The sequence below is a fragment of the Halomonas citrativorans genome, assembly GCF_900163645.1.
Lineage (GTDB): Bacteria > Pseudomonadota > Gammaproteobacteria > Pseudomonadales > Halomonadaceae > Vreelandella > Vreelandella citrativorans.
This window is the reverse complement of record NZ_FUKM01000033.1, coordinates 190,598-210,184: the sequence shown is the minus strand read 5'-3', so window position 1 is coordinate 210,184 and position 19,587 is coordinate 190,598. Positions and strand designations below refer to the sequence as shown.

At 52.8% G+C, this 19,587-nt stretch carries 18 protein-coding genes; 8 read left to right on the top strand and 10 right to left on the bottom strand.

The features are described from left to right. Positions 1 to 192 precede the first annotated feature (192 nt). The gene (locus CZ787_RS08550; RefSeq protein ID WP_087108157.1) at positions 193 to 792 is read left to right on the top strand and encodes a nitroreductase family protein; all 600 of its coding nucleotides are present in this window, start codon (positions 193 to 195) and stop codon (positions 790 to 792) included. A 188-nt stretch (positions 793 to 980) separates the two neighbouring features. Here CZ787_RS08550 and CZ787_RS08545 read toward each other — a convergent pair whose 3' ends face one another. The 6 genes from CZ787_RS08545 to CZ787_RS08520 all read right to left on the bottom strand — a co-directional run bounded on the left by CZ787_RS08545 (position 981) and on the right by CZ787_RS08520 (position 7,699). Next, positions 981 to 1,877, bottom strand: a complete 897-nt coding sequence (locus CZ787_RS08545) for an amidohydrolase family protein (RefSeq protein ID WP_087108155.1) — start codon at positions 1,875 to 1,877, stop codon at positions 981 to 983. Next, positions 1,877 to 2,566, bottom strand: a complete 690-nt coding sequence (locus CZ787_RS08540; protein ID WP_176372197.1) for a FadR/GntR family transcriptional regulator — start codon at positions 2,564 to 2,566, stop codon at positions 1,877 to 1,879. Before CZ787_RS08540 ends, CZ787_RS08545 begins: the two co-directional genes overlap by 1 nt. 35 nt (positions 2,567 to 2,601) lie before the next feature. Then, complete coding sequence (locus CZ787_RS08535; protein ID WP_087108151.1) at positions 2,602 to 3,882, bottom strand: TRAP transporter large permease; 1,281 nt, start codon at positions 3,880 to 3,882, stop codon at positions 2,602 to 2,604. Next, positions 3,875 to 4,375 carry a TRAP transporter small permease gene (locus CZ787_RS08530; protein ID WP_087108149.1) on the bottom strand — a complete coding sequence of 167 codons (501 nt, stop codon included), beginning with the start codon at positions 4,373 to 4,375 and terminating at the stop codon, positions 3,875 to 3,877. The genes CZ787_RS08535 and CZ787_RS08530 overlap by 8 nt, the downstream gene beginning before the upstream one ends. Positions 4,376 to 4,436: 61 nt before the next feature. Then, positions 4,437 to 5,432 (bottom strand): TRAP transporter substrate-binding protein, encoded by a 996-nt coding sequence (locus CZ787_RS08525; protein WP_087108147.1) that lies wholly within the window; start codon positions 5,430 to 5,432, stop codon positions 4,437 to 4,439. 509 nt (positions 5,433 to 5,941) lie between these two features. Further along, a complete protein-coding gene (locus CZ787_RS08520; protein ID WP_087108413.1) occupies positions 5,942 to 7,699 on the bottom strand; it encodes a mechanosensitive ion channel family protein in 1,758 nt (585 codons plus the stop codon). A 410-nt stretch (positions 7,700 to 8,109) separates the two neighbouring features. On the opposite strand from CZ787_RS08520, the gene CZ787_RS08515 reads away from it, so the two are divergent. From CZ787_RS08515 to CZ787_RS08500, 4 genes are all read left to right on the top strand, one after another. Next, positions 8,110 to 8,859, top strand: coding sequence for a hypothetical protein (locus CZ787_RS08515; protein WP_087108145.1), 750 nt, complete (start codon positions 8,110 to 8,112; stop codon positions 8,857 to 8,859). A 112-nt stretch (positions 8,860 to 8,971) separates the two neighbouring features. Next, complete coding sequence (locus tag CZ787_RS08510) at positions 8,972 to 9,190, top strand: DUF1656 domain-containing protein (RefSeq protein ID WP_087108143.1); 219 nt, start codon at positions 8,972 to 8,974, stop codon at positions 9,188 to 9,190. A gap of 11 nt (positions 9,191 to 9,201) precedes the next feature. Then, the gene (locus CZ787_RS08505; RefSeq protein ID WP_087108141.1) at positions 9,202 to 10,074 is read left to right on the top strand and encodes an HlyD family secretion protein; all 873 of its coding nucleotides are present in this window, start codon (positions 9,202 to 9,204) and stop codon (positions 10,072 to 10,074) included. A 3-nt stretch (positions 10,075 to 10,077) separates the two neighbouring features. Continuing rightward, positions 10,078 to 12,159: an FUSC family protein gene (locus CZ787_RS08500; RefSeq protein WP_087108138.1), complete on the top strand. Its 2,082-nt coding sequence runs from the start codon at positions 10,078 to 10,080 to the stop codon at positions 12,157 to 12,159. A 22-nt stretch (positions 12,160 to 12,181) separates the two neighbouring features. Here CZ787_RS08500 and CZ787_RS08495 read toward each other — a convergent pair whose 3' ends face one another. Continuing rightward, complete coding sequence (locus CZ787_RS08495) at positions 12,182 to 12,760, bottom strand: NAD(P)H-dependent oxidoreductase (RefSeq protein ID WP_087108136.1); 579 nt, start codon at positions 12,758 to 12,760, stop codon at positions 12,182 to 12,184. 182 nt (positions 12,761 to 12,942) lie between these two features. Between CZ787_RS08495 and CZ787_RS08490 the strand changes: the two genes are divergently transcribed. Next, a complete protein-coding gene (locus CZ787_RS08490) occupies positions 12,943 to 13,845 on the top strand; it encodes a LysR substrate-binding domain-containing protein (RefSeq protein WP_087108134.1) in 903 nt (300 codons plus the stop codon). 72 nt (positions 13,846 to 13,917) lie between these two features. On the opposite strand, the gene CZ787_RS08485 is transcribed toward CZ787_RS08490, so the two are convergent. From CZ787_RS08485 to CZ787_RS08475, 3 genes are all read right to left on the bottom strand, one after another. Further along, positions 13,918 to 14,670, bottom strand: a complete 753-nt coding sequence (locus CZ787_RS08485; protein WP_087108132.1) for a potassium channel family protein — start codon at positions 14,668 to 14,670, stop codon at positions 13,918 to 13,920. 282 nt (positions 14,671 to 14,952) lie between these two features. Beyond that, on the bottom strand, positions 14,953 to 16,458 hold the full coding sequence (glpK, locus tag CZ787_RS08480; RefSeq protein ID WP_087108130.1) for a glycerol kinase GlpK: 1,506 nt from the start codon (positions 16,456 to 16,458) through the stop codon (positions 14,953 to 14,955). Positions 16,459 to 16,540: 82 nt separating this feature from the next. After that, positions 16,541 to 17,263, bottom strand: coding sequence for an MIP/aquaporin family protein (locus CZ787_RS08475; RefSeq protein ID WP_087108129.1), 723 nt, complete (start codon positions 17,261 to 17,263; stop codon positions 16,541 to 16,543). A gap of 454 nt (positions 17,264 to 17,717) precedes the next feature. On the opposite strand from CZ787_RS08475, the gene CZ787_RS08470 reads away from it, so the two are divergent. Both CZ787_RS08470 and CZ787_RS08465 read left to right on the top strand, forming a co-directional pair. Continuing rightward, on the top strand, positions 17,718 to 18,146 hold the full coding sequence (locus tag CZ787_RS08470) for a DUF2231 domain-containing protein (RefSeq protein ID WP_087108126.1): 429 nt from the start codon (positions 17,718 to 17,720) through the stop codon (positions 18,144 to 18,146). Next, on the top strand, positions 18,143 to 19,549 hold the full coding sequence (locus CZ787_RS08465; RefSeq protein WP_087108124.1) for a PQQ-dependent sugar dehydrogenase: 1,407 nt from the start codon (positions 18,143 to 18,145) through the stop codon (positions 19,547 to 19,549). The genes CZ787_RS08470 and CZ787_RS08465 overlap by 4 nt, the downstream gene beginning before the upstream one ends. The last annotated feature ends 38 nt before the right edge of the window (positions 19,550 to 19,587 follow it).

Here is a 19,587-nt window from a genome sequence, read left to right as displayed (position 1 = left end):
TAGAAACCAGGCGGTGTCTAAAAGAATTGCCTGGTTTCAAAGGCTTAATTACGGGTGTGAAGAAGCGCTTTTTTATCCGAGCCGATAATTTTTACTTATAGCATCCAGAATAAATGTGTATTAAGTTAAGCTAATAGTCCTATGAAATTACTGCTTCGTAAAAGCTCCTACCCACTAAAAGAGGAATGCTTTATGTCCAACCCAGCCATCAATATTTACAAGCAACGTCGTAGTCAATACGCTATTGGTAAAAACATTTCCATCGATCAAACCGACGCCACTTCCCTGATCAAGGAAGCGGTGAAACAGGCCCCCACTGCCTTCAATTCCCAAAGCTCGCGCGCAGTCATTCTGTTCAACGAGCAGCACGACAAGTTCTGGCAACTGGTGCTGGATACGCTGCGTGCCATCGTGCCTGCTGAATCCTTTGCGCCGACCGAGCAAAAGATCAATAGCTTTTCCGCTGGCGCGGGTACCGTACTGTTTTTTGAAGATCAGGACATTGTCAAAGGATTGCAGGAGAAGTTTCCACTTTACGCCGACAACTTCCCTGCCTGGTCAGAACACGCCACGGGCATCGCCCAGTTTGCCGTTTGGACCGCCCTTGCCGAGGCCGATATCGGTGCCAGCTTGCAGCACTATAATCCGATTATCGACGACGCCGTATTTGAAACCTGGGACCTGCCAGCTTCCTGGAAACTGCGTGCGCAAATGCCATTCGGCTCTCATGAGGCGCCGTTAGGCGAGAAGACATTTATGGATGACGAAGAACGTTTCCGCATCTTCGCTTAAGCATTTTCTTAAAAAAAAACAGGCCTTTGCGGATATAAATCGCGCCATCATTATAGCAGCGAAATGTGTGTCCAAGTGCCCCGCCCCCTTATACACTTCATTGTGGAAGGGTTTGCGGGGCGCTTCAGTTTTAAAGCATCGCTTTTATGTGCAAAGCTTCCTTACATAGCTCCTTACTTACCAGACAATCAACCTTCAAAGTCGTACAGCTTAGTAGGGTTATGGACAAGTACCTTCTCGAGCGTGGCGGGGTCATCTATAAGCCGCAGGAGCTCGTCTACCAGGTCGCCATCGTTTGGCATAGGCCCTGGCAGCTGCACATGGGGCCAATCTGTACCGAACACACACCGATCCGAGTTACGGCGAGTTAGCTCATGGAAGAAGGGGTCTACATCCTGATAAGGCGCACTGGCTTTAAGCGTCATACGGTTAGGGCCCGAGAGCTTGACCCATGTGTCGCCCTTTTCAATTCGATCAAGCAGATGCTTAAAACCTGGGTCATTAATCCCTTTAGAGACAGGCATGTGCCCCATATGGTCAATGACCTTGGATACCGGCAAACGGTCCAGGGTATGGGCAAGGTCGTTAAAATTGGACACATCAATCAGGCACTGGACATGCCAATTCCACTGTGCAATCCGCTCGCTGAGTGCGGTAACCGCGTCAAAATCGATGCCGCCTCGGAAAAGCATATTAATGCGAATCCCCCGCACGCCTAGCTCATGCAGACGAGCAATCTCTTCATCGCTGGTATCGGTATTTAAAACAGTAATACCGCGCCATTCAAGATTGCAAGCTTGAGCGTGTTGGAGCCCGTCAATCAATCGGCGGTTGTCGGTTCCATACACGCTGGGCTGCACTAACACAGCACGGTCAAACCCCATCACCGACAGCATGTGCTGGTAGCTGTCAAAACTTGCATCAGGCGGTGTGTAGCTACGATCCGGCTGATAAGGGTACTGCGTAGCCGGGCCAAATAAATGAGCATGACAATCACAGGCCCCCTTTGGAAGCTTGCGCTTGGGTGCTCGGGGATTGGGGTGGGGAGCGGGTATATCAGGTACTAAAATATCAGGTACTAACATTAGGATCCCTTCGACTCAGTGGAAAGCAAGCCAAGACGACGCGAAGCATTGGTCAGGTGTAGCCGCATGGCCGCCCGCGCCTCTTCTGGCTCAGCATTCAGGATTCCATCAACGATATTCTGATGCTCGACCTGAACGATCTGTTCAAGCTTGGCGTCACGGGCCGTATGTCGACGTGCGGTACTGATAGCCATGGACATACGGTTATAAAAGAAGTCTATAAAATCGCAGAAGAAATGATTGCCTGTGGCGGCAGCAATGGCTTGATGCAAGGCGAGATCGTATTTTTCGCCGTCCACTTTACGCTCCAGGCTGATAGCAAGCCGGTCAAGCGCCAACGCAATCTCATCGCGCTGGTTTTGAGTAGCGTGAGTGGCGGCCTGCGCAGCCGCCCCTGCTTCGATTTCTCTACGCATCTCGTAAATAAATCGCAGTTCGCGTTGATCAATCTCATCCACATTCAGTGCAAATGCAGACCTTTCGGGCAAAATAGCGGCTATAAACGTACCGCTACCCTGTTGCGTATAAACCAGGTTGGTTTGCCTTAACTCGGCAATCGCTTCACGAATGACGGCTCGGCTCATACCAAAGCGCTTCATTAAGCTCGCTTCAGTGGGCAGCTTCGCGTTGGGAAGATAAATCCCTTCGCGAATTTCGCGCTCTAGCGTAGCCGCTGCTTCAGATGACAAGCGTCGACCACGTATAGGCGGCTGTGAGCCGGATATCATCCAAGCACACTCGGCAGCCATAGCGTAACGGCGGGAACATAGGCAATGAGCCCTATCACCAGCAGAAGTACTCCCAGGAACGGCAACAGGTGTGTTGCGATCCGCTCGATACTCATTCCGCTAATGGAGGAAGCCACGAAAATGGAGTAACCCAGCGGAGGGGTAACCATGCCTACAGCAAAATTGATCACTACCATAGCGCCCAACTGAATGGGGTCGAGACCGATTTGTGCGCCGATACCAATAAGTACGCCACTCATAATCACCATGGCTGAAATATTGTCCATTACGGCACCAAGCAACAGCAAAAGTAGATTGATAAACAGCAATAGCAAGAGAGGGTTGGTAGTGACCCCTAGAATCAGCTCGGTGATTTTAGTAGGCAACTCTTCACTCGCGATGACCCAAGCAAAACCATAGGCCGTCACAATAATAAACATGATCACGGCCGTCGTGCGCATCGCGCTGATTAACAAGCCCGGCAGTTGGCGCCAATGTAGGTCGCGATAAACGAAAAGCCCTATCACAGCACTATAGAGCGCACCGACCATCGCCGCTTCTGTCGGTGTAAAGATACCTCCATAGATACCGCCCAGAATGACAACCGGAGCAAGCAGCGCCCATAAGCCTTCCCGCAGCGCTGAAAGAATCTCAGCACCGGACGCCCGGGGGTCGCTAACAATCCCCTGTCGCTTGGCATAGAAATAACTGATGACACAAAAACCTGCGGCAGCAAGAAGCCCCGGAACAACGCCTGCCAGGAAGAGTTTGGAGATCGATTGTTCTGACAGCACGCCCCATATCACCATAGGAATAGAGGGAGGGATCATTTGGCCAAGAGGCCCTACCGCCGTTGATAGTGCAGCGGCATACCCACGCTTATAGCCACGCGACTCAAGCTCATCAATCATAATGGAGCCAATAGCCGCTGTCGTAGCAGGGGCAGAACCAGAAATAGCACCAAAGAATGTACCCGCACCGACGGTTGACATCGAAAGGCCGCCGGGGAAGTGACCTATAAAGGTAGAGGCTACTTTGACGAGGCGTCGTGACAACCCCCCAGCGCCCATTAGCGCGCCTGCAAGTATAAACCCAGGAATCGCCAGCAGGCTGGTTGAGCTACTGCCGGCCATAAAGCGCTGTGCCGCAATCAAAAGATTGAGATCAGCCATCCAAATGCCGACCAAGGCCAGCAGGCCAAGCGCGAAAGCAATGGGAGTACCCAGGAATAAAAGGCCGAAGAGACCGAATATAAGAACGAGGCCTGTGTCATCCATTATCTTGTTCCCTTAAGGCATTGAGCGAGCCTGGCCTAAACAGTAAGGCGATAGCGTGGACGCAGATGAGGGCGCCCCCAACCGGCAATGCAGCGTTCTTTACCCAGAGGGGATAACGAATGGCAGGAGAGACCTGGTTGATCGTAAATTCCATAAAGCCATAACCCGTCCAAACCATGGCAATACCGAATATCAGTACAAGAAGAACGTTGATACGCTCGAATAAGCCCGATAGTGCATCAGGCAGTAGCGACAGAAAAAGCGTCACGCGGACATGCTCAAACCGACGTACCAAGGCACTAGAAAAAAGAAAGGTGGTCCAAGAGGCCGCCAGCAGCGCTATCTCATCTGACCAGGACAGCGAGTCTTGCAGCACATATCGATAAAAAACACCTAACAAAAGGGTGAGAACCATCACCGCAGCGGAAAAGGCGCCTACATACTGGCTAAGCGTAGTTAGCCTTTGACTGAACGCATCAATATAACGGTACATGATGGCTACCTGGCGTCAAAACTGCCCGGCCTTAGGCCGGGCGAGGGATTTATTCAGCGATTTATTCAGTTACGAGCTGAAGGGTACGATCAACAAGATCGGCACCGATTTTGCCGCGGTACTCTTCATAGACAGGTGCGACTCTTTCACGGAAAGCCTCAACGTTTTCGATCTCGTTAATTTCCATACCCTGCTCTGCGATCTGAACAAGGATCTCTTCGTTATTGGCCGCAATCGTCTCGCGCTGACGCTCAATCGCCTTGGCGGAAGCCTCACGAACAATGCCCTGCATATCAGCAGACAGGCCGTCCATGGCTTGCTTTGAAATCAGCAGGCCCAACGCATTGTAGGTATGACTTGTCAGAGAAAGGTAGTCCGTTACCTCAGGATATTTATTAGCAAAGATCACCGCCAAGGGAATTTCCAGACCATCCACAGTGCCTTGCTGTACCGCGGTGAATGACTCACTCCAAGCCAAAGGAAGAGGATTCGATCCCAGAACACGGAAGCTCTCTATGTAAAGATCGCTCGGCTGTACACGCAATTTAATGCCGTTAAAATCTTCAGGTGATGTTATCGCCCGTTCATTATTGATTGTGTGGCGAAAACCAGCCTCAGCAAATCCTAAACCAATGATTCCCTGCGGTTCAAGACGCTGCATAAGTTCTTGTCCGATCTCGCCATCAAGAATCTCGTGAGCTTGCTCACTGTTGGAATAGAGAAAGGGCAAATCATTGAGCTGAAAGCTGGAGTCGATGGTGCTGATTTGAGTTCCAGTGATAACAGCGGCGTCCAGAATACCCAACTGCATGCCCTGTAGCATTTCCGTATCGTCACCAAGCTGGTGGTTCGGAAAAAATTTAACATCAAACTCGCCAGGCGCGGCATTTTCTAATTCTTCAGCAAAATAGCGTGCGGCAATCGCGTAAGGATCAACTTCGCTATCCGCAGTGGTCCATCCCAAGCGTAGGGTTGTCGCTGCCTGCACCTGAGCTGAAACGGTAAGCAATCCGACCAGCATAGCGCCGGTTAATATTGAGAGCCTGGAGCTGAACATCTTGGTGTTCCCTTGTGAGGTATGTTTAGAGCAAGAATCGTAAGATTAGAAGTGTTGTATAGTGCGCCTTTTTTGTCTAATGAATTCTTAAAATAGTTAGTAATGTAGACATTTGTTAGACAGGCGCACCTTACAAGGACGCCCTACTTATGGGTATTAGCCTAAAGCATAATTGCATTCAATAATTACACGCTTATTAAAATCATGCATTTAATATTGAAACCAGTCAGCTTTCTGAAAACTGCGCGTAGTAGCTTTTTGGCATGCATGAAAGGTCTTGGGCGGGCAAGCACTTAGAGCTGGCGGAGAACGTTTGCAAGACACGTGCTGGAATTAAGCGCGAAAGCCTCCACAGCATGATGTTTTTCTGCTGGGGCGCCGCGTTACAAGAGAAAGATTGAGTGCTTAAACTAGAAATAACCAGAGAACATCAGAACCCTCTACCTGCTCGTGCGAGATCCCCCCTGCGAACCCTACGTTTCACTGCAGGGTACGCTATCTCACAAAGGTTACTCTTCCTTACGCGGCTCAGAGTGTGTGGCTGGCTTTTCACTGCTTGTCCCCATAATTGTTTTGTGGGGCTTGGTGCCTTCCGCGCGAGCGACGTCCTGATGGCTAATCACCATAACGTCTCTTGGCCACCAATCGGGATGATCTTCACGTATAAAGGTCAGCAGCTTTTCCCGGATATTCATTTCAGCGGTCCAGCCCGACATGGGATCAGAAGCCACGAAGTAGCAGGTAATCACCAGCGTTGTCGCCGTTTGCCCGGTCGCGTAACACAGGAGTTTATGGTGCTCAATGACGCTATCTTCTTCTTGGGCATACTCTAGAAACTTTTTGCGTAATAGCGCGATATCGGTACTTAAATGCAGAATCAGCTCCATACTGCGGTACATCTTCGCGCTTTTGACCGACAGGTTCTGGAAAGGCTTGGAAACGAAGTAGGTCACTGGAACAATAATCCGCCGTTCATCCCATACCCGCAGCCGGATGAAGGTATAGAAAATACCTTCCACATAGCACCACTCGTCCTCAAATATCACCAGATCGCCGATACGAATAGGCTTGGCAAGCGAGAGCTGCAGCGACGAAAGAATATTGCCCAGCACGGTCTGCCCGGCGATACCGACCAAGACCGCCAACACACTGGCCGAGGCCAGCAATGAAAGACCAAGTGTCTCAAAGAGTTGGATCTGGCTTAGCACGTAGATGGTCACTGCCGACACCATCACCAGTATAACGGCCCGGCGTACCGCATAGAGCGTGGTGAGAAGCCTACGTTCATCCTTTGGTTTGGTGTCGTCGATTTCCCCCACTAGCCGTCGGGCCATGCGCAGCATGATTGTGTCCACCAAACGCAGGGCAATCGTGCCGACTCCCCACGCCATAACAGTAATCAGCAGAACACGGAATGTGGTCATTGCCACTGCAGAGAAAGAGACGACATACTCAAGCAGCATCTGCGTGACAAGCGACATGACAATGAGCGACACCGGCCCCTTGATACGCGCGGCAAAAATACTGAGCGCGCCAGAAGGTAGCCATCGGGCCATCAGGCCCACAAAGGTGTAGATGCCCCAGCCCAGCAGTACAATTAATACAAGAAAGGCGGGAACGGCAATCCACTCCCATACCATTAGAAAGCCGAACGTGGTTTTAAATCGGTCGGGTATATACTCCTCAACCATGGAGGGGCCATACTCATCGTAGAGTAAAGGGATTGAGGCAACGCTTCCCGGCATGATCAGCCAGATGGGGTCTTCGTCTTCTACTCGGTATCGCCCCAGGCGAATGTCGTAGGCTTCACCATCGGCTTGCAGTGAGGCCAACTCAATATCCCGTCGCGGATTACCAGCGAGTGGGTTTTCGCCCGTGGTGTCTTCGATAACGGCATCCTGCCGGCCTGAAAGGTTCGACGCACTCAGCCACTCGCCGCGCCGGAATACCTCGGCTAACTGCCTGGCCAGCACATGTCCACGCTCCTGCTGCTCTTCTGGTGACAGTTCGGCAAGATTCAGTACGTGGGCGGCACCCTGATAGTCCTCCTCCTCAATCAGCTCAAGAAAACTCCGAATCGCCTCCCTCGGCGACATACGGTTAATCTCGTCGGGCGCTTCACCCAGCCCTACATTCAGTTCATCCGTGGTAAACCACTGTGTAGCTTCTTCGCCTTCTTCGCCCTGAGTTTGCGCGGCACAGAGGTTAGAAAACGCGAATACAATTACCAGTACCATCCATGTAGGCCACGAGCTGTGTGCTTTCATAAGCCCCATATTCACTTGGGAGTCAAAAGATCTGCACTAACATCCAGCGTTACTGGACTATCCATGTCAGTGAAGGTGAAAAAATAAATTACAGCCTACCTTTAGGTATGACGCAAGGCGAAGTCCTAAACAGCAATATATCAATACTGCCCACCGCCTCACGCATAAAGAGTCGGTCTGTTATGCCTACTATTCGTAAGGCCTTGCAACAAAGCTGCATAGCGTCGCTTAGGTTGGGTAAAAAAACAGTGTGACTAGGGTCATATTAGCGACTTGCAAAGCATCTAACCTCACTATAGCTTACTCTAACGAGGCCGATAAAACGTCTCCCCAAAACGGCGTTGGGATAAGCAGCGTGTTAATCAAAAAAAGAGCGGAAACCGAATAAAACACAGCAGGGGAACCTTTAGATGCGTCGATTACGGTCATTTTCAGCCATTATAGGTCTTATCGCAGCAGGCCTTGCCCTGCCCACCAACGCTGATGACATTAATGAGGAAGCTTGGCGGTTTCAGCTTACCCCCTATGTCTGGATGGCCGGATTGGCAGGCGATGTGCGCCCGCTTGAAAATGCCCCTACAGTTAGTACTTCACGCTCTTTCAGCAGCATTTTGGATGACTTGGATGGCGCCTTCTTCATGACCGGCACCGCACGCCAGGATCGCTTAGTACTTTTTGGCGATATTTCATGGGCCTCCCTTAGCCAGGCAAGCACGCTGCCCTTCGGCATTGTCGCGAATAGTAAGCTACGTCAGCGCTTTATAACGGCCGCTGCGGGTTATCAAGTGATGACGACCCCGACACAGCAGCTTGATCTACTAGCAGGTGCACGTGCCTGGCAAATTGATACCGACATCAACATTCCTGCGCTGGGCATTGATGTCGCCAAAACCAAACAGTGGGTAGATCCTATTGTGGCGGCACGCCTGCGATCACTCTGGGCGCCCAACTGGTCCACACTGCTTCATGCGGATATTGGCGGTCTGGATATGTCGAAAAAAAACACCTGGCAAGTTGTCGCTACACTCAACTACCAGTTCAGCGATACGCTTTACCTTTCAGGCGGCTATCGCCATTTATCGGTTAAACGCGATGAAACAGACTCACTCATCGATATCGAAATGGGCGGACCTATCGCCGGCATTACGTGGCGCTTTTAGTTAACGCGAGGATACGATGCTTATGAGGTTACTGGATAAAAAAACCATCTTATCTCGTCATTGATTACTCATCATCGGTTGATGGACGCTATGGCCGTCATGAAGGAGCATTATGGGTCTTCAGGAAATTGCATTCGGCGGCATTTATCTCAGCCCGCTGCTGGCCTATGCCCTGCTTGGCTTTGTTGCCACGCTGGTCATCCGCACACTGCTGCACTGGGTGCTGGGAAACCATACGCTGTGGTACGCGGCATGGTTCGATTTATCGCTATTTGTCATCCTGACGGCTGGCATCACCTACGTGTTTACCATTTTTCTTGAAAGCCCTTAAGAGAGTTTCTGATGCGCAACTCGCTCCGTATTCTACTTACTCTGGTTATTGTAGCGATTGCCATTGCGGCCGGTATTTGGCTATGGCACTACTACCTTTATACGCCCTGGACCCGTGATGCCCGCGTTCATGCGCAGGTGGTTACCATCACCCCCGATGTTTCCGGATGGGTGACAACACTTAATGTGATGGACACCGATCACGTCGACCAGGGCGAGCTTCTGTTTACAATTGATGATGCGCGTTACCAAGCAGCGGTCGATAGAGCACAGGCAACGGTTGCACATCGTGACGCGACGTTAGAGCTTAACCGTGCCGAAGAAAGTCGCCGCAATCAGCTACGTAATAGCCAAGCGATTAGCGCCGAAGACCAACAGGTCGCCCAGATCAACTCACGAATTGCCGCCGCCGATTTACAGCAGGCCCAAGCCGACTTGGCAAGCGCTGAGCTTGATTTAGAACGCACTCAAATAACCGCACCGGTAAGCGGCCACGTACTAAACATGCAGTTTTCAGCCGGTAACTACGTTAACCGCGGCAGCTCGGTGATGGCCATCATCAGCGATAACTCTTACTACGTGGTGGGCTACTTTGAAGAGACCAAAATGGCGTCGATCAGCGTGGGTGACCCTGTCGATGTGATATTGATGAATGGTGATATTCATCTCAATGGCCATGTTGCCGGTATTGGTCGCGGCATTGCCGACAGTAACACCAACCTGAATCAGCAACTGCTGCCGCAGGTACAACCCACGTTTAACTGGGTGCGGCTGGCGCAGCGTATTCCGGTACGTATAACGCTGGATGAGGTTCCCGATGAAATGCTACTCAGCGTAGGCATGACAGCCACCGTACGTGTTCATCCCGCCCAACAGGCTGACTAAACCATGTCGCCGTTCGTTCAAACCTACTTGATGCCTGACGCCACGGCGGTCAAGTTTGCCATCAAGACCACCCTGGCGATGATGCTCGCACTTTACATCGCGCTTTTTTTCGATCTGGAGCGCCCCTACTGGGCATTGATGTCAGCGGCGTTTCTTCAGATCCGCCCGATGAGCGGCATGGTGATCGAGAAAGGCATCTGCCAGCTGGGTGGTACGTTTATCGGTGCCGTTGCGGGCATCGTCATCATGGCCCTGTTTGCCCAGGCACGGGTCCCGGCGCTCCTTTTTTTAACTATTTGGATCATGCTGTGCACCTACGTGGGATCACTTTGGCGTAACAACTACACCTACGGCTGCCTGATGGCGGCGGTTACCGCCATGCTGATTGTGGTGATTTCCAGCAACAGTACGCCCGCTGGCATTTTTGATATTGCCGTAGCGCGCCTTTCCGAGCTGGGGCTGGGTGCCATTTGCGCCATGCTGGTCAGCTCGCTGTTATGGCCCTCGCATGTAGGTACTCACCTGGCAACCCAAGCCGACACGGTGATTAACCAGGCGTTCGAACATGCCGCGCTGCGCCTTGAGGCCAGCGATGATATCGCGGCCATGCAAACTGCACTGCGCGGTAGCTTGGGGCCACTCACTCTGCTGGAAACTGATAGTCAAGCCGCACGCTTTGAAGGCCCGGAAGGTGCTGGCCGGGTTCGCGCCACCCATGTGCTTACACGGCGTACGCTGCGCTTTTTCGCTAACGTGCAGGCGCTTCATCAGCTTATGCACGACCATGCTGATCGGCTTGATCCGCAAAGCCTCACACTTGCCTGTCAGGTCGCGAAGGGGTCGCGTGAGGCGGAGCACGTAAAAGGCGTTCCCCAGGCTAGAAAAGAGCTCCAGGCGTTACGCCACCTGGTTTATGAAAGCAATGAAAGTAGCGCATTAGCGCCGCTTGATCGCCGCTTACGCCTAGGGCTACGCGAATCGATTGGCCATGCGATGATCATGCTCGACGCTCGCGAAGCGATAGCCTTCCCCACCCGCCACACGCTTCGCTCATCACCGCTGGCTTGGCACCGCGACCATCTGACCGCCGGCATTAACGCCTTACGCGCAGGGCTGGTATTCGCGCTGCTTGCTGTGTTTTGGATCGTAACAGCATGGCAAAGTGCGATGATCGCCATGATGCTGGGCACACTGTTCTCGGCCTTTTTTGCCAGCCGCGATAACCCTGTCATGATCACCATGATGTTCTACAAAGGCATGCTGGCCGCTATCCCAAGCGCCTTTTTATTCGGCCACGTACTGCTTTCCCAAGCACACGGCTTTCCCATGCTGGCGATGATTTTCGGTGCCCCGCTGTTTTTAGGGCTACTGGGCGCGACCAACCCAGCCATCATGGGTTACTGCCTCTCCTTCACCATTTTCAATATCATGCTCACCATGCCCGGTAACGGCATGGACTTCTCATTTGACAGTTTTGCCAACCGAGCAGTGGCCGTCGTCATTGGGCTGACGTGTGTCATGATGAGCTTTCGTTTACTGCCAGGTTTGGGCACAAGGCTAAGACGGCGGCGTTTGATCAAGGCGATATCCCAGGATATTCATGGGCTGCGGCGGCGCTCCATTCGCGATGCCGAAACCCGGTTCAGTGGCCACATGGCCGACCGCCTTCTGCAGCTGGCCCAGCACGACGACATGCTTCCCGAAGAGCAGCGCCACCTGTTTATACTCGGCCTGACCGGGCTTGACCTGGGTACGGCCACGCTGCGTCTGCGCGACCGGCTTGATGATGCTCCGCATCCACTAATTCGTGAAGCACACCAAAACCTGCTGCATACGCTGGCCAACGGTTTTGAAGAGAGCGCTAATGGACGAGAGCCGCAGGGCATTCACGCCGCAGGCCAACAGCTGGAAGAGGCCATTAAACGTTACGGTGATGTACCCGCTGATCGCCGTGTACTTCTGGAAGGTTTGATTGAGCGACTGGAGCTATCCCTTGAGCGCTTGGCACACATTATGGCAGAACGCCCTCAGCGCCCGTCGAAACCGCCGGCCAAGCACTTTACTCAAGAAGTACAAGATCGCTAATCCCGTAATAACATCAATTCACTTAGCCGAACAGGCGCGTCAGGTGCTGAGCATAAGCGGCCATATCACGAGCAACGTCTGGCGCCTTGATTACATCGTTGGCGATAAACGTAGGCAGCGCTTCCAAGCCAACAAATTCCTGAGACTTATGGAACGGGAAGTAAACGCCATCGACACCGCGCCCTTCAAAGAAGTTATCCGCTTCATCGAAGGCGGCCAGCGGCGCATTCCAGGTGAGCGACAGCATATAACGACGCCCTTGTAACAAGCCGCCACTGCCGTACTGCCTGGTGGGGTCTTGGCGCGAGCGGCCGTCGCTGGCATAAAGCGAGCCATGCCCGGCGGTGAAGACTTCATCAATGTAGCGTTTAACGCTCCAAGGCGCGCCCATCCACCAACCCGGCATCTGATAGACGATGGTGTCCGCCCAAAGGAATCTTCCCACCTCGGCCTCGACTTCGTAACCCTGTTCAATTACCGTCTCGCGAACTTCATGGCCCAACTCGGCGAGCGTACGCCACGCGACATCATGCAGAGTATTATTGAGCTCACCGCCAGAATGTGCGAACGGCTTGCCGCCATTGATTAACAGAATCTTCATCGTTAAAAACCTCTTACCCAATAGATAGCTTTGCCTGCCGATGGGCGATAGTCCTATCAGCATGGCTTGAATGCCGCCTATTATGGGATGCTTAAAAACATGGAAAAACCCGCCCACTGGCAAGAGACTTTTGATATAGAATCAACAACCGTGTTTAACCTGAACAGGCAAGAACAACGCTCATGAAAACCACGCTTGAAGAGCAGCAAGCATTTATTACCGTGGTGGACAGCGGTTCGATCACCGGCGCCGCCGAACGGCTGGGCATTACGGTATCGGGCGTCAGCCGAGCGCTTAACCGCCTGGAGCGCAAGCTTGGCGCCACCCTGCTACGACGAACCACCCGCCGCCTGGAGCTAACTGAAGAGGGAGGAACGTTTTTACAGCACTGCCGCCGTATTCTAACTGCGGTAGAAGCCGCGGAAGAGTCCGTTCAGAATCACCACGGCCAACCTCAAGGGCGGCTACGGGTGAACGCCGCGCCCAGCTTTATGCAGTTTGTCATTGTGCCGGTACTTGGTGAGTTTCGTGCCCGCTACCCAGGCATAACGCTACAGTTGGATACCCACGACCGCTTTATTGACCTGCTGGAACAGCATGTGGACCTCGCCATCCGTATTGGCAAGCTGGACGACTCTTCTCTGCATGCACGGTGCCTGGGCCATAGCCCGCTTCGCCTCTTGGCAAGCCCCGTTTACCTTGAGCGCGCGGGCACTCCTCAAAGTATTGAAGAGCTTGAGCACCATAGTTTGCTCGGTTTCAGCCAGCTTGAACACCTTAACCACTGGCCACTGCGCCGTGCCAATGGTGAGTGCTTACATATTACGCCCGCCCTCTCCGCCTCCAGCGGCAGCACGCTGATTGAGCTAGCGCTTAAAGGGGAAGGGATCGTCTGCCTTGCCGACTTCATGACCATCAAGCCCCGCAAGGCAGGTGCATTGGTCGATGTACTGCCCAGTCATACCGAACTTCAAATGCAGGCCATCAATGCCGTCTACTACCGCCAAGCCACACTATCCCAACGCGCCCGGCTGTTTATGGACTTTCTGGCCGAACGCCTGCCGGAGGAGTATCTGCAGAGTTAAAGCGGTAAATAGTGAATCAAGCATTCTGGAATAAAATATCCATTATTCTGAACCTGACGCTCTACACTCTCTTTACGAATTACGTTTATTTTGAAACGCATCGCTAAACGCAGCGGCCAAAATGCCGGTGGGCATAGCAATAAGGCCGATACCGGCCACGGCAGTTAGGCCTGCGAACACTTTTCCCAGCGCTGTGACGGGTGTGACATCGCCATAACCTACCGTGGTGAGCGTTGCGATGCTCCACCACAAGGCGCGCGGCACACTGCCAAAGGCTTCAGGCTGGGCAGCAGCTTCCACCACATACAGGCAGCAGGATGAAAAAAGCAGCAATAAACCGGCGACGCCCGCACTAAGTAGCAGCTCGTGGGAACGGGATTTTAGTGCATCGGCTAAAGAGGCCCAAGCCTGGCTGAACCGCCCGAGCCGTGCCAGGCGCAACATACGTGCCAGCCGTAATAAACGCAGTAAAAAGGCATTGTTATAAACGATAAAGCCCATGAAATAGGGCAAAATCGCCATCAGATCTATCAGTGCCCAAAACGAGAAAATATAACGCAGCCGGCCGCCCAAGCCTCGATAACGAGGATCCTCACCAATGGCATACAAACGCAGCAGATACTCCACCATAAACAACCCGACAAAGATGGCTTCTAGAGCAGGAAAAAGCCCAGGCGCCATCAGGCGAAGCGTCGGTTCTGTCTCCAATATGGCAGTCATCGAGGCAAGTAGAATCAACAGGCAGATAAACTGATTGAGCCTTGAAAGCCCCTTTTCATGCCGAGCTTCAGGCGCCAGCTGTTGATAAAGCGTGGCTTTATTCATGCCTTCGCCTCAACGGTCGCGGGGTGAAGCAAGCCAATCGGGGGCGTGCCATAGTGGCATGAATATTCAGACGGTTATTCTCCTGGTCGCCTCAAGCGTAGTACGTCTAATAGCTTGACCACTTTTAATTAACTAAGCCCAAGTAAACCCGAAGGAATGAGAGATTGTAAAGAAAAAGGCATGGTTCTTGGCAGGTCATTATCAATGCCCTAGGGATGCCTTTAAAGCAAAGCCCCGGCCTGGGCCGGGGCGTGACAAACACCTGCGCTTACAGCGTTACGCTTAGGACTCTACGTGGAATGCCATGGTAGCGTTGACGGCCTTTTTCCAGCCGGCATAAAGTTCGTCGCGCTTTTCATCTTTCATCTGTGGCTCAAAGCGACGCTCCAGCGCCCACTGTGCAACGATTTCATCCCGCGACTTCCAGAAGCCAACGGCGAGGCCAGCAAGATACGCCGCGCCAAGCGCAGTGGTTTCATTCACCTCACAACGCAGTACGTCGACCCCCAGTATGTCGGCTTGGAACTGAGCGAGAAAATCATTGGAGATCGCCCCACCGTCGGTGCGAAGCTCGGTTAACGCAATGTCGGCATCCGCCTGCATGGCTTTAAGAACATCGGCACTTTGGTAGGCAAGTGATTCGACCGCCGCACGCACAAAGTGCTCTTTTTGAGTGCCCCGAGAGAGCCCAAACATGGCGCCGCGTACGTTAGAGTTCCAGTAAGGTGCCCCCAGCCCGGTAAAGGCAGGCACCATATAAACGCCGTCATTATCCTTAGCGCGCGTGGCGTACGCTTCGGAATCAGACGCTTTGCCCAGCATTCTCAGGCCATCACGCAACCACTGGATCACCGAGCCCGCCACAAATACGCTACCTTCAAGGGCGTATTCCAGCGTGCCATCCACTTCCCACGCAACAGTAGTAAGCAGGCCATTTTTAGACGGCGTGGCTTGGGTGCCCGTGTTCATTAACGTAAAGCAGCCTGTGCCATAGGTGTTTTTCGCCATACCCGGCTCGAAACAGGCTTGGCCGAACAGCGCGGCGTTCTGGTCGCCAGCGATACCGGCAATCGGCACTTCCTGCCCCATCAGGAATTTAGGCAGCACGTTGCCGTAAACTTCACTGCTGGACTTAACTTCGGGCAGCATTGACTCAGGTACGCCAAACAGTGCCAGCAGCTCCGGGTCCCACTTCCGGTCACGAATATTAAACAGCATCGTGCGCGATGCGTTGCTGACATCTGTCGCATGCACAGCACCGCCAGTCAGGTTCCACACCAGCCAGGAATCGATGGTGCCGAACAGCAAATCGCCCTTTTCCGCTTTTTCCTTAACGCCCGCTACGTTGTCGAAAATCCACTTCAATTTGGTGGCGGAGAAGTAAGCATCAATGACCAGCCCGGTTTTATCGCGAATCATATCGGCATGGCCCGCTTCGCGCAGCTCATCGCAGATTTCGGCGGAATGACGCGACTGCCAGACAATGGCGTTATGTACGGCCTGCCCGGTATTTTTATCCCATACCACGGTGGTTTCACGCTGGTTGGTAATACCGATAGAGGCAACTTCGGAGACATCAACGCCGCTGTTGTTAATCACCTCGGTCAAGGTGGTCAGCACGCTGGTCATGATTTCGCGAGGGCAGTGCTCGACCCAACCCGGGCGCGTAAAAATCTGCTCAAACTCATGCTGGGCTACGCTGACAACCCGGCCTTCATGGTCAAACAGCATCGCCCGCGTGCTGGTGGTGCCTTGGTCAATAGCGAGAACGTAGTTTTTCTGGCTCATGAAATGCCTCTCAAGCGTTAACGTTAAATGATTGTTTTAAAAAGAATCAAATCAGCAGGCTGGCTTAATAAACCCGGCTGACTTAATAAACATACGCGGCAAGCCCGGCAAGGACACTGCCGATAAGGGGTCCTAAAATAGGGACCCAAGCGTAAGACCAGTTGTTCGTCCCCTTGTGCTTGATGGGAAGTAATGCATGGGCAATGCGTGGCCCCAAGTCCCGAGCGGGGTTGATCGCATAGCCTGTAGGCCCACCCAGCGAAGCACCAATGGATACTACCAGCAATGCCACCGCCAACGGGCCAAGCCCAGAAGGTGTATGACCAAACATGATAATGACGAACACCAGCACAAAGGTACCGATGATCTCAGTGACCAGATTCCACCCGTAAGAAGGAATCGCCGGGCCTGTAGAGAACGTCGCCAGTATGCTTGACGCGTCTTCGGTCGCGTCGTAATGCTTTTTATAGGCCAGATAGCAAACGGTTGCACCCAACCAGGCACCGATGAGCTCAGCCGCAAAGTAGGCCGCAGTGGTCACAGCGTTAATAGGGATGCCGGGGGCGTATTCCGTCGCCGGGCCGACGAGCAATCCAAGCGTAACGGCGGGATTGATATGTGCCCCAGTATCATAGGCAACATAAACCGCGCAAAAGACCGCTAGCCCCCAACCAAAGAAGATAACGATGCCATCGCTGCCATTCCCGTTGGTTTTGTTCAGCAGCACGTTAGCGACTACGCCACACCCCAAGAGCGTCAATATGGCCGTACCCACTATTTCGTATAGAAAAATTGTTTCAAGCATCGTACCCAGCTATTCCATGTGAATGGTTCGCTCTGTTTAGAGCGATCGAATGTTCTTTTTAGAAAATATCGCTTTCCTTTTTTCATCCTATAGGGGGTATTGAAAAAAACAATATAAAAAAACAACTCTCTTCCTAATATTCAACTATTCTTTTGATTAATATAATTTTTTTAAGTAAGTAGACATTAGTTTAACCCCCCTTTCCTTATAATAATTAATCATTCCCTGTTCACAAAAAACATCCTCACATCAACTAACGAACATATTTTTTTCGATAGTTACCGCAGCGCTCATCTTCTGCGCTTATTGTATTAACCGAAAAACATGGCAATTTTTGGGGTAGCAAAACGTGACCTATACTCACGTTGTCAGCTATCCAGCTGGCTATCGTAAGCCCGTATAGAGAGCGGGTTTGACCACGTTTTTTGGGGTCACTTATCAAGGAGGGCGTATCATGAGGAGGTCTACAACGACGACCTATCCAGGCGGCATCTATCCGCTTCATGCCGTATTACTGGTGAGCATTTTTCCACTTTTTCTTGGCGCCGCGTTAAGCGATTACGCCTACTCGAAAAGCTTTCATATTCAATGGGGCACATTTTCTTCCTGGTTAATTGCTGGCGGGCTTGTTTTCGCAGGCCTGGCGTTTTTATGCGCAATTATCGGTCTCTTTCGTGCCGAACATCGTCGCGGGCTTGTTCTGGTTTACCCAGCACTCTTGCTGGTCATCTGGATACTTGGCTTTATCAATGCCCTGGTGCATGCCCGCGATGCCTGGGCCATGATGCCCACTGGCTTTATTCTTTCGATCATCGTTACCGTATTGAGCGTCGCAGCGATTTGGATCGGTTTTTCTCGGCCCACTGTCGGAGCAACGTCATGAAACATTTCGCCCTTCGTTACACAACGCCGCTGGTATTTATGCTGGCTGCCAGCAGCGCGAATGCCTTTGATGTAGAACAGCCCTTTGGCCCCAACCCAACACTCCCCGAGCCACAGCGCGGGCTGCTGCCAGACATGACCGTCCCCGAGCCCGACGAATGGGGCGACAGGCTACCGACGGTACCTGGGGGCTACACCATCGCCAGGATTGCTTCTGATCTTAAGGTGCCCCGGCAAACCATCATGCTGCCTAATGGCGATATTCTGGTGGCGGAAGGTAGCGGCGGTAATGCACCTGCATTAAAGCCCAAGGATGTGATCGCTGGGTACATCAAGGACCAAGGCAACACCGCTGTAGAGGGCGGCGACCGCTTAACCCTGCTACGCGATGACAATGGCGACGGCAACTACGAACAGATGATTTTCGCACAAGACCTTAACGCGCCTTATGGGCTGGCCTTGGTAGACAACAACCTCTATGTGGCCAACCAGGATGCGCTGGTACGCTTTGATTATGAAGAGGGTCAAACAGAGGCCAGCGGGCCGCCCGAGGTCATTGCGCAACTGCCCTCAGCGATCAACCACCACTGGACCAAGGCGATGACCGCCAGTGCCGATGGGCAATTTGTTTATGTCGGTATCGGCTCGAACAGCAATATTACCGAGCGGGGCATGGAGGCGGAGGTTAATCGCGCCGAAGTGTGGGAGATCAATGTCGATACGGGCGCGCACCGCCCTTATGCCACCGGCCTGCGCAACCCCACGGCGCTCGCCATCCACCCAGAAACCGATCAGCTTTGGGCAGTGGTGAACGAGCGTGATGAATTAGGCCCAGATCTGGTACCTGATTATCTCACCTCGGTTCAGGAGGGCAGCTTTTATGGCTGGCCTTACAGCTACTGGGGGCAGCATGTTGACCCTCGCGTACGCCCGGAAGATCCTGAAAAAGTGGCGTCCGCTATTGCACCGGACTACAGCCTGGGCTCTCACGTGGCCCCGCTTGGCTTGGCTTTTTCTACGCCCGCCATGGGCGAAGAGTACGCCGAGGGCGTTTTTGTGGGTAAGCACGGCAGCTGGAACCGCGCGGACCCGGTTGGCTACAAGGTAAGCTTCATCCCCTTCAGAAACGGCCAGCTTGCTGACAGCGACCCGATTGATTTTGCCAGCGGATTTCTTACCGATGATGGCAGAGCACTTGGCCGCCCGGTCGGTGTCACTATTGACCCGGATGGCGCGCTTATTATTGCCGATGACCTGACCAATGCGATTTGGCGGGTTACGCCGGATAATCCGCCCGCCCCACCGGTGCAGGAGCCTGAAGCAAACGCTTCTGAGCCAGAGGAGCCCGGGCCAACATCCACCGAGCCACCCGAGCAGCCATCAACGTCCCAAGAGGCTGACTAACCACCAAGCAACGGGTAGGTACTCCCTACCCGTTGCTG